Source organism: Rahnella sp. 2050 (assembly GCF_040544515.1).
GTDB lineage: Bacteria > Pseudomonadota > Gammaproteobacteria > Enterobacterales > Enterobacteriaceae > Rahnella > Rahnella aceris.
Genome location: NZ_JBEPKE010000002.1, coordinates 1,235,998 through 1,250,958, shown reverse-complemented (window position 1 = coordinate 1,250,958; position 14,961 = coordinate 1,235,998). Strand labels below are relative to the sequence as shown.

The 14,961-nt window shown below is 57.8% G+C and carries 13 protein-coding genes; 11 read left to right on the top strand and 2 right to left on the bottom strand.

Annotated elements, in window-relative coordinates; translation table 11 throughout:
- Positions 1-23 precede the first annotated feature (23 nt).
- The 11 genes from rutF to ABIC79_RS13055 all read left to right on the top strand — a co-directional run bounded on the left by rutF (position 24) and on the right by ABIC79_RS13055 (position 13,215).
- Positions 24-629 carry an NADH-dependent FMN reductase RutF gene (gene rutF, locus ABIC79_RS13105; protein WP_119261825.1) on the top strand — a complete coding sequence of 202 codons (606 nt, stop codon included), beginning with the start codon at positions 24-26 and terminating at the stop codon, positions 627-629.
- A gap of 32 nt (positions 630-661) precedes the next feature.
- The gene (gene rutG, locus ABIC79_RS13100; protein WP_015690210.1) at positions 662-2,008 is read left to right on the top strand and encodes a pyrimidine utilization transport protein G; all 1,347 of its coding nucleotides are present in this window, start codon (positions 662-664) and stop codon (positions 2,006-2,008) included.
- A 254-nt stretch (positions 2,009-2,262) separates the two neighbouring features.
- Positions 2,263-3,903: a TIGR04028 family ABC transporter substrate-binding protein gene (locus ABIC79_RS13095; protein ID WP_015690211.1), complete on the top strand. Its 1,641-nt coding sequence runs from the start codon at positions 2,263-2,265 to the stop codon at positions 3,901-3,903.
- Positions 3,904-3,920: 17 nt separating this feature from the next.
- Positions 3,921-4,880 carry an ABC transporter permease gene (locus ABIC79_RS13090; protein ID WP_013576315.1) on the top strand — a complete coding sequence of 320 codons (960 nt, stop codon included), beginning with the start codon at positions 3,921-3,923 and terminating at the stop codon, positions 4,878-4,880.
- Positions 4,877-5,740, top strand: coding sequence for an ABC transporter permease (locus tag ABIC79_RS13085; protein ID WP_126125041.1), 864 nt, complete (start codon positions 4,877-4,879; stop codon positions 5,738-5,740). Before ABIC79_RS13090 ends, ABIC79_RS13085 begins: the two co-directional genes overlap by 4 nt.
- Positions 5,737-7,356 carry a dipeptide ABC transporter ATP-binding protein gene (locus ABIC79_RS13080; protein WP_112198067.1) on the top strand — a complete coding sequence of 540 codons (1,620 nt, stop codon included), beginning with the start codon at positions 5,737-5,739 and terminating at the stop codon, positions 7,354-7,356. Before ABIC79_RS13085 ends, ABIC79_RS13080 begins: the two co-directional genes overlap by 4 nt.
- A gap of 27 nt (positions 7,357-7,383) precedes the next feature.
- Complete coding sequence (locus ABIC79_RS13075) at positions 7,384-8,445, top strand: putative FMN-dependent luciferase-like monooxygenase (RefSeq protein WP_354567337.1); 1,062 nt, start codon at positions 7,384-7,386, stop codon at positions 8,443-8,445.
- Positions 8,442-9,551, top strand: coding sequence for an alkylhydroperoxidase domain protein (locus ABIC79_RS13070; protein ID WP_112198065.1), 1,110 nt, complete (start codon positions 8,442-8,444; stop codon positions 9,549-9,551). Before ABIC79_RS13075 ends, ABIC79_RS13070 begins: the two co-directional genes overlap by 4 nt.
- Entirely contained in the window at positions 9,544-10,404 is an 861-nt protein-coding gene (locus tag ABIC79_RS13065; protein WP_013576320.1) for a VOC family protein, read from the top strand. The genes ABIC79_RS13070 and ABIC79_RS13065 overlap by 8 nt, the downstream gene beginning before the upstream one ends.
- Before the next feature lie 322 nt (positions 10,405-10,726).
- Complete coding sequence (locus tag ABIC79_RS13060; protein WP_112198698.1) at positions 10,727-12,208, top strand: sugar ABC transporter ATP-binding protein; 1,482 nt, start codon at positions 10,727-10,729, stop codon at positions 12,206-12,208.
- Positions 12,209-12,219: 11 nt separating this feature from the next.
- Entirely contained in the window at positions 12,220-13,215 is a 996-nt protein-coding gene (locus tag ABIC79_RS13055) for an ABC transporter permease (protein ID WP_015690214.1), read from the top strand.
- A gap of 587 nt (positions 13,216-13,802) precedes the next feature.
- Here the strand turns inward: ABIC79_RS13055 and ABIC79_RS13050 are convergent.
- Positions 13,803-14,339, bottom strand: a complete 537-nt coding sequence (locus ABIC79_RS13050; protein ID WP_112198505.1) for a GNAT family N-acetyltransferase — start codon at positions 14,337-14,339, stop codon at positions 13,803-13,805.
- Between the two features lie 27 nt (positions 14,340-14,366).
- Positions 14,367-14,936, bottom strand: a complete 570-nt coding sequence (locus tag ABIC79_RS13045; RefSeq protein WP_200226979.1) for a helix-turn-helix domain-containing protein — start codon at positions 14,934-14,936, stop codon at positions 14,367-14,369.
- Positions 14,937-14,961 lie beyond the last annotated feature (25 nt).

Sequence of the window (14,961 nt, the reverse complement as noted above, 5' to 3'; positions counted from 1 at the left end):
TGAAAAAATTTGAGGACACGACCATGCCATCCACCCTGAACGCCACACTGCCTGTTCCCGATATGCCAGTCGTCGAGAAACACGCTGCCGTTGAGAAACACGCTGCCGTTGAGAAACACGCTGCCGTTGAGAAACAAGCCGCCGTTGAAAAACAAGAGTATCGCGATGCGATGGCGCGCCTCGGCTCAGCCGTCAACATCATCACCACCGACGGCCCCGGCGGACGTGCAGGTTTCACCGCCTCCGCCGTATGCAGCGTCACCGATTCGCCGCCGACATTGCTGGTCTGCCTGAACCGCTCAGCGTCGGTGTATCCGGTCTTCAAAGAGAATCAGGTGCTGTGCGTTAACACGCTGGCTGATTGCCATGAGTCACTGTCCAATTTATTCGGTGGAAAAACGCCGACGGAGCAACGCTTTGAAGCCGCTGAGTGGGAACGCCTCGCCACCGGCTCGCCGATCCTCACCGACGCGCTGGTGTCGTTTGACTGCAAAGTCACGCAAATCACCAGCGTCGGCACCCACGACATTTTGTTTTGTGAAGCCGTTGCGTTACGACGCAACGACGACAGCCACGGACTGGTGTATTTCGACCGGCGCTATCACCCGCTGATGCGTCAGATAGCCTGATAACTCAATCCTCAACTTAGTAAGGGTCGTGCATGGCAAATACCTGGTTTCCACAATGGCGTAAAAGAGAAGGCAATCTGGATGGCGCGGTGATCGCACCGGATGAACGATTGCCGTTCGGATCGACAGTAATCATGGGGCTGCAACATACGGTGGCGATGTTTGGTGCCACCGTGTTAATGCCATTGCTGATGGGTTTTGATGCCAACATGGCGATTTTGATGTCGGGCATCGGCACCCTGCTGTTCTTCCTGGTGGTCGGCGGACGCGTACCCAGTTATCTCGGTTCCAGCGCCGCGTTTGTCGGGCTGGTGATCGCCGTGACCGGCTACAGCGGCCATGGTGCGAACCCGAATATCGGCGTGGCGCTGGGGGGCATTATTGCCTGCGGCGTGATTTATACATTGATCGGTTTTGTGGTGATGGCAGCCGGTACGCGCTGGATTGAACGTCTGATGCCGCCGGTCGTCACCGGTGCGGTGGTGATGGCAATTGGTCTGAACCTCGCGCCGATTGCCATTAACAGCGTGTCGGCCTCGTCATTTGACAGCTGGATGGCGGTAATGACCGTGCTGTGTATCGGCTCGGTGGCGGTGTTCACCCGCGGCCTGGTGCAGCGCCTGTTATTGTTGCTCGGTCTGGTGGCGGCGTACCTGATTTACATGGTCATTACCAACGGCCTCGGGCTGGGCGCACCGGTAGATTTCAGCGCTGTGGCACAGGCGCCGTGGTTTGGCATCCCGGCCATCACCACGCCGGTGTTCAGTTCTCACGCCATGCTGATGATTGCGCCAGTGGCGGTAATTCTGGTGGCGGAAAACCTGGGCCACATTAAAGCCGTGGCCGGTATGACCGGCAAAAATCTCGACCCGTACATGGGCCGCGCGTTTGTCGGTGACGGTCTGGCAACCTTACTTTCCGCCTCGGCGGGCGGCACCGGTGTCACGACTTATGCCGAAAACATCGGCGTGATGGCGGTCACCAAGATTTACTCCACGCTGATTTTTGTTGCTGCGGCGATTGTTGCCATTGTGTTGGGCTTCTCGCCCAAGTTTGGTGCACTGATCCACACCATTCCGGGGCCGGTACTCGGCGGCGCATCGATTGTGGTGTTCGGACTGATTGCTGTGGCAGGTGCCCGCATCTGGGTACAAAACCAGGTGGATCTGGGACTTAACGGAAATTTGATCATGGTGGCAGTCACGCTGGTACTGGGTGCAGGCAACTTTACCCTGAGCCTGGGCGGCTTCAGCATGGGCGGCATCGGCACAGCCACGTTTGGTGCCATTTTACTCAATGCCTTCCTGAGTCGCAGCAAACAGGCAAAAATTCAGCCTGAAATAAAAGCTGGCACAGAAGCTGCATTAAAAGATCACTGACGACCTCAGTTTCTCCTTAGCTCATCATTTTTGATGATCGCCAGCGGTTAGCCGGTCCACCCGTCCGGATTAGCCGCTGGTTTTTTTCTTTCTGCCTCCCGCACATTTTCCCTAATGCCGTTTCCAGCTAACGATTGCAAAATTCCTTCGTTCACCTCCCTCTTAAATTGGTTTGTTATGGGCTCAGCACTTTGGTTCTAAGCACGCCAAAGTCATCACCTGTCACCATGACCAATAAGAAAAAGGGTTTAACGATGAAGAACATTCGCCGGATTAACGCGGTGACCCGCGCACTGGCTTTAGGGGCACTTCTCACCAGCACGTTTTCTGCCATCGCCGCCGACGGCACACCGGTTCAGGGCGGCACGCTGATTTATCTTGAACAGCAGGCGCACACCAACCTGTATCCGCCCGCAGGTGGCTTCTACCCGAACGGCGGCATACTCAATCAGATCACCGACAAACTGACTTACCAGAATCCGAAGACGCTGGAGATTGAACCCTGGATTGCTGAATCCTGGTCATTCAACGCAGATAAAACCGAATACACCTTTAAACTGCGTCCGGGCGTGACCTTCTCCGACGGCACGCCGCTCGATGCCAACGCGGTCGCCAAAAACTTTGATACTTACGGTCTGGGCAACAAAGAGCATCACCTGCCGGTTTCCGAAGTCATCAACAATTATGACCACAGCGAAGTGGTTGATCCGCTGACCGTGAAGTTCTATTTCAAAAAATCCTCGCCGGGATTCCTGCAGGGCACGGCAACCATTGGCTCCGGTCTGGTGTCGCTGAGCACGCTGGATCGTAATTTTGATGCGCTGGGCGACGCCACGCACATCATCGGTTCCGGCCCGTTTGTGGTCAGCAAAGAAACGCTGGGGCGTGAAGTCGATCTGACTGCCCGCAAGGATTACAACTGGGGGCCGAAAAACCTTAAACAGCAGGGTCGCGCGAATCTTGACGGCATCAAAGTGATCGTGACCGGTGAAGACAGCGTGCGTATCGGCGCACTGCTGGCGGGTCAGGCTGATTTCATCCGTCAGGTTCAGGCGTATGACGAGAAACAGGCCAAAGACCAGAGCTTCCCGCTTTATGCCGCGCCGACCAAAGGCGTTAACGACAGCATATCGTTCCGGCCGGACAACGCGCTGGTGTCGGATCTGAAAGTGCGTCAGGCGCTGCTGCACGCCACCAACAGCAAACAGGTGGTCGATACGCTGTTCTCGCCAAACTATCCGCAGGCCACTTCGGTGATTGCCAAAACCGCAGCCGGTTATGTCGATCTGAGCCACAAACTGACCTACGACCCGACGCTGTCCAAAAAGCTGCTCGATGAGGCGGGCTGGAAACCAGGCCCGGACGGCATCCGCCAGAAAGACGGCAAAACGCTGTCACTGACTATTTATGAATCGCTGCCACAGCCGCAGAACAAAGAGGTGTTGCAGCTGGTTTCCCAGCAATGGAGCCAGGTCGGCGCGAAGCTGAATATTCTGGCGGGCGACGCGGGCAGCCGTGTGGCGGATAACCTCGATCCGGAGAAAACCCCGGCTAACGTGGTGGAAGTCGGACGCGCCGATCCGGACGTCATCAAAAGCTCCTTCTACCCGACCAACCGCGATGCGCTGCTGCAAAAAGGCGGCCTGAGCAGCAAGGTGAAAAGCTTCCGCGACGACAAACTTAACGATTTGCTGACCGCGATTTCTGCCGAAGTCGATCCGAAAAAACGGCTTGAACTGACCGGTGACGTGCAGAACTACCTGCTCGATCAGGCGTATGTCATTCCGATTTTCGAAGAGCCGCAGGTGTTTGCCGGTGCGCCGTATTTCAAAGGCGTAAGCTTTGAAGCGGTCGGGCGTCCGAGCTTCTACGGCGCATGGCTGGAAAAGCATTAACTGACGGGGAGTAAATCATGAGCCGATACGTGAGCGGTCGATTCGGGCAGGCTTTGCTGGTGTTGTGGGCGGCGTTTACCGTCTCCTTCATCCTGTTGCAGGTGCTGCCCGGCGACGCGATTCTGATTAAATTCCAGAACCCGGACATGGGATTAAGCCCGGCACAAATCGCCGATATGCGTGCCGCTTACGGCGCGGATGTGCCGGTCTGGCAACAATATCTGCATACGCTGGGCAATTTCCTGCGCGGGGATCTGGGTTACTCGATTCAGGCTGGCGTACCGGTCACCGAATTACTCAGCAGCAACTTTCCGCCGACACTGCGTCTGGCGCTGATGGGTTTTGCTCTGGCCGCCGTGGTGGCTTTTGCGCTGGCATTTCTCTCCAGCCTGCTGCATTTCGGCTGGCTGAAAAATGCTTTGCAGGCGGTGCCGTCGCTGTTTATTTCCATCCCGACCTTCTGGCTGGGCATCGCGCTGATTCAGTTTTTCTCGTTCCATCTGCGCTGGATCCCGGTGATTAATCCGGGTGAATGGGTCGGGCTGATTCTGCCGGTTATCACCCTGGCGGTACCGATTTCCGCGCCGCTGGCGCAGATCCTCATCCGCAGTATTGATCAGGTGCAAACCCAGCCGTTTGTCGCCGTCGCCCGCGCCAAAGGTGCCAGCCGCAGCGGCGTGTTGTGGCGTCATGTGGCGCGCAACGCCCTGCTTCCGGCGCTGACCATTGCCGGTTTGCTGTTTGGCGAACTGATTGCCGGAGCGCTGATCACCGAAACCGTCTTCGGTCTTAACGGCCTCGGGCAACTGACCCAGCAGGCAGTGAATAATCAGGATGTCGCGGTATTGCAGGCGATTGTGGTGATTTCCGCCGCCGCCTTTGTTGGCATCAATTTACTGGTCGATTTGCTGTATCCGCTGCTCGACCCGCGCCTTAAAACCTCTGCCTCTAAACATTCAGGAGGAGCCACCGCATGAGCAGTTTACCGCTTGGCAAAAGCATTCTGTCGTTGCCGGTGACACAGCGCCGCCGCTGGAAACCTGCCCGCCTGCAACCGGGGTTAATTCTCGCCTGGCTGGTGATGGCGACCGTCATTTTGTGGGCGATTGCCCCCGGCTTATTTACGGATTACAGCGGTACCGAAGGGATTGCCGGTGCGCAGCGTCTGGCGCCGCAGGCCGGACACTGGCTGGGCACGGATCAGCTCGGCCGCGATGTGTACGCGCGCATTGTGTATGGCGCATCGCATTCCCTTTCCGGCGCACTGGTTGCGGTGGCGCTCGGGCTGGTGTTCGGCACCGCGCTAGGGCTGGCGGCGGGTGCCAGCGGCGGTCTGGTGGATGCCATTGTCATGCGCATCAATGACGTATTGCTGTCAATTCCCGGCCTGCTGTTGTCACTGAGCGTGATTATTCTGCTCGGCTTCGGCACGGTGCACGCAGCGATTGCCGTCGGTGTCACGTCGGTTGCCAACTTCGCCCGCCTGGCACGTGCCGAAGTGGTGCTGGTACGTCACAGCGATTACGTCGAAGCCGCGTACGGCAGCGGCGGTTCCTTCTTCTCTGTTTTGTGGCGACACATTTTGCCCAACTCGCTGACCTCAGTGATCGCCTTCTCGGCGTTGCAGTTTGGCAGCGCGATTCTGGCGATTTCCACCCTGAGTTTTCTCGGTTATGGCACGCCACCGCCGACACCGGAATGGGGTTTACTGATTGCCGAAGGCCGCAATTACATTTCCACCGCCTGGTGGCTGACCACCTTCCCCGGCGTGGTGGTGGTTTTAGTGGTGCTTTCCGCCAACCGCATCAGCCAGTCATTACGCAGGAGAACGCGATGAACGCACAGGCCACTTTTACGCATGACGCTCCGCCGGTTCTCGAACTGGAAAACGTATCGATTGCCTACGACGGCAAACCGGTGGTGCATAACGTATCGTTTTCCATTAACGCCGGGGAGGTGCTGGCGCTGGTCGGCGAATCCGGCTCAGGGAAAACCACCACCGCACAGGCGATTATTGGCCTGCTGGCAGAGAACGGCCATATCGAACAGGGCGAAATCCGTCTGAACGGTTCCGACATCAGCCAGTGGTCGCAGCGCCGTCTTGATGCCCTGCGCGGTGCGCGCATCAGCCTCATTCCGCAGGATCCGACCAGTTCGCTGGATCCGGTGAAAACCATCGGTTCGCAGGTGGCGGAAATTCTCGATATCCATCAGCGCCTGCCGCGTGTGCAGCGCGACGCCCGCGTGGTGGAACTGCTGTCACACGTCGGTCTTTCGCATCCTGAGCAACGGGCGAAACAGTATCCGCACGAGCTTTCCGGCGGCATGAAACAGCGCGTTTTAATCGCCATTGCCATTGCGCTGCAACCGGCGCTGATCATCGCCGATGAGCCGACCAGCGCGCTGGACGTCACAGTGCAAAAACGCATTCTGGATTTGATCGACGAACTGCGCCGCGAATCCGGCACCGCCGTGTTACTGGTGACACATGACCTGGCGATCGCTGCCGAACGCGCCGACCGGTTGCTGGTGTTCCGTCACGGCAAAGTGCAGGAACAGGGCATCACACGCGAGGTGCTGGATGCACCGAAAAGTGATTACACCCGCCAGCTTTTCGCCGATGCCCCGGCCCTTTCCGGCCGTCACCGTGCACAACTTCGCGCAGCGGAAGATCCGGTGCTGGTGGTCGAAAACATCACCCATGATTTCACGCTGGGTGGCAAACATCAGGCGGCGTTCCGCGCGGTGGATCACGTCTCTTTCAGCATTCCGCGTGGCACCACCCATTCGCTGGTCGGCGAATCCGGCTCTGGCAAAACCACGCTGGCGCGCATTCTGCTCGGTTTTCAGAAACCGGACAGCGGACGCGTACTGATCGACGGTGAAGACATCACACGGCTAAAAGGTGAAGCCTTGCGGCAGTTACGCAAGAAAATCCAACTGGTATATCAGAACCCGTTCGCCTCGCTGGATCCGTCGCAAACGCTGTTTCGCGTGATCGAAGAACCGCTGCTGAATTTCGAAAAAATCCCGGCTGCCGTGCGCCGTGAACGGGTGCTGGATATCGCCCGCCGCGTGGCGCTGCCGGAAGAATTACTCAGCCGTAAACCTCGCGAACTGTCCGGCGGTCAGCGCCAGCGTGTGGCGATTGCGCGCGCACTGATTTTAGAGCCGAAAGTGCTGATCCTTGATGAAGCCACGTCGGCGCTCGACGTCACCGTGCAGGCGCAAATCCTGACGTTACTTCAGCAGTTACAGGACTCACTCGGCCTGACCTATTTGTTTATTTCGCACGATCTGGCCACCGTCCGGCAAATCTCACACAGCGTCTCGGTGTTAAACCGCGGGCAGCAGGTGGATTCCGGCAAGGTGGAAGACGTTTTCGCCCTGCCTTCCAGCGATTACACCCGCCAGCTAATCGATGCTATTCCCGGTCGCCACCGCGCCGCATAAACCAGACCATGAAACAAGAGGGACATTATGAGCAGTAAACGTCTTGGATTTTTCACCCGCCTGCTGGACAACACCAGTGCGCAGGAACGTTACCGGCTGGCGACCGAGCAAATCATTCATGCCGAACAGTTAGGTTTTGATTCCGCGTGGGTCGCGCAGCACCATTTTCATGAAGCCGAGGGCGGCCTGCCTGCGCCACTGGTTTTTCTTGCGCTGGTCGCGGCACATACCCGCTTTATCCGTCTCGGCACCGGCGTGATCACGCTGCCGATGGAAAACGCATTGCGCGTTGCCGAAGACACCGCCGTGCTGGATTTACTCTCCGGCGGACGGCTTGAAATCGGTTTAGGCTCAGGCGGCACACCGTCATCTTTCCCGCCGTTCGGGCTGGAAAGTCACGAACGCGGTACGGCATTTGGCAATAATCTGCAAACCCTGCTCACCGCCTGGCGTGGCGAACCGCTGGCGGGCACCGATAACCGCTTATATCCGGCGGCGCCGCAACTGGCGAACCGCGTCTGGCAGGCGACTTTCTCGGTGGACGGCGGCGCACGTGCCGGTAAATCCGGCGACGGGCTGATGCTCTCGCGCACCCAGCCACGTCCGGTGGACGCGCCGGATTTGCGTCTCGATGAGCTGCAAAACCCGATCATTGATGCCTATCTGGATACGCTGCCCGACGGCGTAGCGCCGCGCATCATGGGTTCGCGTACCGCATTCGTGACCGAAAACGGCGACGAAGCGCGTGAGCTGGCGCAAAAAGGCTTACGCCGTCAGGCCGAAAATCACCGTGCCAGCGGACAGACGGTGCAAGGCGACACGCTGGATGATTACATCCGCGCCTTCGACGTGCATCTCGGCACGCCAGCGCAGGTGACCGCAACGTTGCAGGCCGATACCGCGCTGGCCCGCGTCACCGATCTGGCGTTTCAGGTGCATTCCATCGATCCGCCGCATCCGTATATTTTACGTTCCATCGAACTGATTGCCCGTCACGTTGCGCCCGCGCTCGGCTGGGTTCGCCGCACGCCGCAACGCAGTGTTTCCACCTCTTCTGCCGATTCCTCATTCTCAAGGGAAGCCCTATGACTACCTGTTCGACCGACCTGCTGGAAAAACTGGCCGATATTGCCCCGGATTCCGCATTGAAACAGGCTCGCGATACCCGCGACGCCACCACCCGTCACGCACAGGGCAGCTATGACGCGCTGTTTACCGAACAGGATGGCGTGGATTTCTCACTGGCTGAGCGCCTGCGGCTGGCGCAAAACGTCGCGCGCTGGCACGGCGATTCGCAGCTGACTAATCACTATTCCGAGCGTTTGCAGGATTTGCCGGATATCGACGAAACCGCGCGCCTCGACGCGGCACTGACCCACGGTGAACGTCTGAGCTTCAAACCTGCCAGCGCGACGCCGGCGCATTTGCAGGCACTGAAAAAAGCCGGCTGGTCGGTGGATGCCATTGTCACGCTGTCGCAACTGATCGCCTTCGTCAGTTTCCAGAGCCGCGTGCTGCGCAGCTACCGTCTGATCGGTGGCAAGCCGGTGGAGAACGGCAGCAATAAGCCGGTCGGTGCCGCGTTCTGGCGCACCGAACCCAATACCCACAGCGGCCGCGATGCACCGCAGGCCTTTACTCAGGAAGAACTGGGCTGGGAGCCGTGGATCCCGGCAAAAAAACTGGAAGAATTTGATGAAGCCCAGCAGGCTATTCTGGCGAAATTCGGCCATACCGATTCTGACTATTTCCGCCTGTTAGGTCGTAATTTACCGGTACTCGAACAGCGCACGCTGACCGACAAAGGGATTTTCTATACCTCCGGCGGGTTGCCGCGCAAAGAGCGCGAACTGGCGGCGACGGTTGCCAGCAAAATTAACGGCTGTATTTATTGCGCCTCGGTGCATTCGCGCAAAGCCAGCCAGCTTTCCAAACAGACGGAAGATGTCCAGCGTCTGATCGACACCCCGCCGGGCGGCATTCTCAGCAAAGAACAATCTCCGCGCTGGCAGGCTGAAATTGATTTCGCCGCCGCGCTTTCCGCTACCCCACCGGTCGCCACTGAGCAGCACATTGCGGCGCTGCGCGAGCAAGGTTTAAGTGAGCTGGAGATTGTCGATCTGGCGCAGTCTGCGGCGTTCTTCGCCTGGGCAAACCGTCTGATGTTAACGCTGGGAGAACCGTTTAATGACTGAAGCACAACATTCGCAGCCCCTTCGCCCGCAGCTTGATCACGTGGTGATCAACGTCGCCGAACAACTGGATCAGGCCGGGCAGCAGTTCCGCCGTTTGGGGTTTCATCTCACGCCGCGTGGCCATCACTCGCTGGGATCCAGTAATCATCTGGCGATTTTCGGCGAAAACTATCTTGAACTGCTCGGCTATGAGCCGGGCAACGCTCACACCCGCAAAGACCTGTGGCAGGCGCCGCTCGGCCTGACCGGTCTGGTGTGGAAAACGCAGAATTCATCGGCGGTGTACGAACATCTGCAACAGCAAGATATTGCCGGTTCCGCACCGGCGGAGTTCTTCCGCCCCGTCGGGCTCAACGACGGCACTTCACCGAATGCGCGATTCCGCACCGTACCGCTGGCCGCCAGCCGCGTACCGAATGGCCGCAGTTTCTTTTGTCATCATCTGACGCCGGAACTGGTGTGGCGCAACGAATGGCAACACCACCCGAACGGTGTTGCCGATATCACCGGTTTCGTGATTTCTGCGGCAAATCCGCAGGAAGCCGCTCAGGTGTATGGCGAATTGTTTGGTGTCAGTGCGCTGGAGTTCAAACCGCAGGAAGTCGTGCTGCGCGCAGGCCGCGCCACCGTCCGGTTTATCACACCGGAGCAAGCCGCCGCCGAATTCGGCATTGTGCCGGAAGGCGAGAACGGCAGCGCCCGCATGGTCGGACTGGAATTCGCCACGCGGTCGCTGGAGGCAGTACGGAATAGTTTGCGGGTCGGGGAAATACCTTTCAGGGATGACGTTAACCGTGTGTCTGTCCGGGCAGCGGACGGGCTTGGCGTGGCGCTTGGATTCAGCGAGGAATGATCTGCTTTTAGCTCCTCCCCCTGCGAAGGGGGAGGCCGGGAGGGGGTTTTAAGTATTAACGCAAATGCCTGTCCGGTAACTTAACCCGCTGATTTGTCTTTAATACCCCACCCCAACCCTCCCCTTCGCAGGGGAGGGAGTCGATCGAGTTTCCGCTGAAGACTTTAGATCTTTTCGCTCTTAGTTATCACTTTTATTTTGTTGCTTAAATTCCCTGATATGTTAAAACTCTGCTACTGCGAGTCTTAGACGGCTAAACGTCTAAATCCCCAACCGTCTATTTAATAAGGCCCAACGCCCAGTGACTTCCTCCCTCCTTGAGATGCGTAATATCTCGATTTCATTTGCCGGTTTTCCTGCCCTGCGCCAGGTGGATTTCACGCTGGAAGGCGGATCCGTCCATGCATTAGTCGGCGCAAACGGCGCGGGGAAATCGACGCTGATGGCGGTGCTTTCCGGCACGCATGACCATTACACCGGGCAGATCACTATCGACGGCGAAGCGGTAAATATCCGCCTGCCGCATCATGCCCGCGAGCACGGTATTCATCTGGTGCAGCAGGAAGTGGACGTCGCGCTGGTGCCGACGCTGAACGTTGCCGAAAACATCATGCTCGACCGCCTTTCCGAACCGGGCCATCTGCATAACTGGCCGCAGCTTTACCGCCAGGCGCAACTGCTGACTGAGCAGCTCGGCCTGAACATCAGCCTGCGGGCGCGGATCGAAAGCTGCACGCTGGCCGAGAAACAACTGATTTTGCTGGCGCGGGCGTTATCGCATAAATGCCGTTTTCTGATCCTTGATGAACCGACCGCCCCGCTGGATCAGGCGGAAAGTGCACGCCTGTTCGCGCTGGTCCGCAAGCTGAAAGCCGCCGGAATGGCGATCGTATTTATCTCGCACCGCATTCATGAACTGCGCGATATCTGCGACCGTATGACGGTGCTGCGTGACGGGCGTCTGGTCAGCGATGACAGCATGGACGGCCTGAGCAACGAGCACATTATCGAGAAAATGATCGGCCATCAGCTCGACGATATTTATCCGCCGCGCCGTCCGCCGCACAGCGGTGAAACGCTGCTAAGCATTCACGGGATGCACGATAAAGACAAACTGCGCGATATCTCGCTGCGACTGCATCGTGGCGAAATTCTCGGCATTGCCGGGCTGGCGGGTGCCGGAAAAACGGAACTGTGCAAAGCGTTGTTTGGCGCAACGCCGAGTCAGGTAGAAAGCGGTGAGCTGAATGGCAAACCGTGGAAGCCGAAGGAGCCGCACCTTTCTGTCGAACAGGGGCTGGCGTTAGTACCGGAAGAACGGCGCAAGGAAGGGATTTTCATTGACGAAAATATCCCGATGAACCTGAGTGTGACCGCTGATGACACCTTTTCGCGCTGGAGTATTTTCAACGCGCGCCAGTCGCTGTCATGGGCAAAAGACATTATCAGCCGCTTAGGCATTCGCGCTTCCGGGCCGATGCAGAAGCTGGCCCGGCTTTCCGGCGGCAACCAGCAAAAGGTCGCCATCGGGAAATGGCTGCGCAGTGAGAGTCAGGTGTTGATCTTCGACGAACCGACCAAAGGCGTGGACATCAAGGCCAAAACGGACGTGTTCAGGCTGATCGACGGCCTGGCGCAACAGGGAAAAGGCATTATTTATGCTTCCGGTGAGTTCGCCGAACTGGTCGGTTTATGCGACCGCATTCTGGTGTTATGGGACGGCCGTATCGTCGCCGAACTGAACGCCGCAGACGTCGACGAAGAAACCTTATTAGTCTATTCAACCGGAGGAATACCCGCGTGAACAAAGCCGTGGTGAGTAAAGAAAACGTGCCCGATGCCCGCCAGCCGTGGCGTCATCAGCTGTTCGAATTTTTATATAAATGGGGCATGTTGCTGACCGTGGTGTTGCTGATCGCCGCTTTTGGTCTGGCGTCAGATAACTTCCTCGAACCGTCGAACATCATCAATATCTTGCGTTCGATTGCCATCGTGACGGTGATTGCCATCGGCGTGTCGATTTCCCTGGCGGTCGGCGGCTTCGATTTATCGGTCGGCTCCACGGCATCGCTTGCCAATGCGCTGGTGATTTCGATGTTCGTCTGGCACGGTTTTGGCACGACCGAAGCGATACTTATCACGCTGGCGTTGTGTACGCTGGTCGGCCTGTTCAACGCCTTTCTGATCGTCATCCTGAAAATTCCTGACATGCTGGCAACGCTCGCCAGTCTGTTTGTGATTCAGGGCGCAGCGATGACTTACAGCTACGGCGGTTCCATCACTGAAAACATGTTATTGCCGAGCGGCGACATGGCCGAAGGCACGGTCCCTGCGGTGTTCAGCCTGCTCGGTCAGGTGCCGGTGATTGTGATCGTGATGGCCGTCGTGACCATTGCGGTGCAACTGTTTATGTCGCTGACCAAGCATGGCCGCCGCATGTACGCCATCGGCGGAAATCCGCTGGCCGCACGTCTGGCGGGGATCCGCACCGCGCGCTACCGCGTGATTGCTTATGTGATGTCATCTGTTCTGGCCGGTGCAGGCGGGATTTTGCTGGCTTCACGCATCGGTTCTTCGCAGGTGAATGCCGGTGGCGGCTATCTGATGGACGCCGTTGCCGCCGCTTATATCGGTTTCTCGCTGGCAGGTTCCGGTAAGCCTAATGCGCTCGGCACACTGCTTGGCGCGGTGATTTTAGGCGTGCTGTCGAACGGGCTGGTGATGTTGTCGGTGCCGTATTATGCGATGGATATCATCAAAGGGTTAGTGCTGGCAGTGGCGTTAGCGCTGACGTATATCCAGAAGAGATAGCGGAGGCCGCTGCTATATTTCGGCCTCTTTAAGGTCAACACCGTGGGCTCGCCGCCCACACTGGCCCAAAGGGTTTTAAACGAAACCCTTTGGAATCCTGCGTTTTTTTAACTGCGCGCTTCGCTCGCTGGCTATGTTTCAGAAACCACAGCGACAGGCTGGAAATCTTGCCGCTGCGCGGTACCTTCTCTCGGTCCTGGAGCCTCGGGTCTCCAGGCCGCTCCGTTCAGCAAGATTTCTGAATCGCCCGCACGATCTTAAATTCAAAGGCAGAATGATTTCATCTTTTAGATAAATGGAATGGCGTGCTCAAAATCCAGCTGAACGGAGCGGCTTCGAGACCATAGGCTCGAAGACCGAGAGAAGGCAGTGCGAAGCACCTGGATTTGCGCCACTCACTAATGCCCCAGAACATGTCCGTCATACCTGCGACAGCGCGCAGTGAAAGAGCCCGGGGGGTCTTGGGGGGCGGCGGCGATAAGCCGTCCCCCAAGTCGGTGTGGGCCGACGCCCACGACCTTGAATTTGAAGTTGAAGTTGAAGTTGAAGTTGAAGTTAAAACCGCCCCTGATTCGGTCAAAATCAGATCACACCAGCACCTTATACATCACACTCGTCGACTCCAGCATTCCCCCCGTCGACATCGCATAATGCGGAATCGTCCCGCTCAGGGTGAAACCCTGATTTTCATACAATGTCTGTGCCGGACTGCCGGTGACGGTATCCAGCACCAGCAAGGTTTTGCCCTCTTCCCGCGCCAGCGCTTCAACCGCCGTCATCAGTTTACGCGCGATACCCTTGCGGCGGCCATCGGGGTGAACCATCAGTTTAACCACGTCACCGCGGTGCGCACCGTTGGCGGGCTGATCGACCACCAGTTGCACCGTGCCGATGATTTTGCCTGCCATGCGCGCCACCAGCAGGCGTTTTTCGCCACGCTCAAAAGCCGGTAACAGCTTTTGCCAGAACGCCTGCGCCTGCACAAAACCGAAAGGCAAAATAAAACCGATGCTGGCACCCAACGCCACGGACTGCATCAGGGTTTCGGCCAGCGCATCCAGATCGATTTGCGACAATACGCCGCCCTGCACTTCACTGATCACCACTTCATTGCTGTTTTGCATCATGTTAAACCTTACTCAGTCAGACATTTAAGGACGTGAAATGACGATGGCGTAGCGGGCATCTGCGGGGCCGGGCACATAGAAAGAAGTCCTGCCGTGAAGATGAAAACGCAGGCAGTCGCCCGGTTCCAGCCGGTAGCTGCGGCCATCGAGCGCAAATTCCAGTACGCCTTCAAGCATCCAGATATGCTGTTCGAGTCCCTCTACCGGCGGTGCGTCGTAAGTAATGCTGGCGCCAGCTTTCAGCACACCTGAAATCAACTCAGCACGAAAACCCGGTGCCGGTGCGGAAACGGAACGACGCTCGAAGCCGGTTTCCCGGTCATGCCACACCGGTTGTTGCGATGCGCGGATAAGCTCCGGGGGGTTATCTTCCAGCGCCATCAGCAAACGGGAAGTGGTCAGCCCGTAAGCCGCACTCAGTTTGCCCAGCAACGAGGCCGTCGGGCTGGTCTCTGCCCGCTCCACGCGTGAAAGTGTCGCGCGGCTGATGCCGGTCATCTGCGCCAGTTGTTCAAGTGACCAGCCCTGGCTGACGCGTAATTCTGCCAGCCGTTCCGCCAGACGGAGATCGTGATTGTCCTGCCCTTCTCCCATTTTCTTATCCTGCTGTAAAATCTCA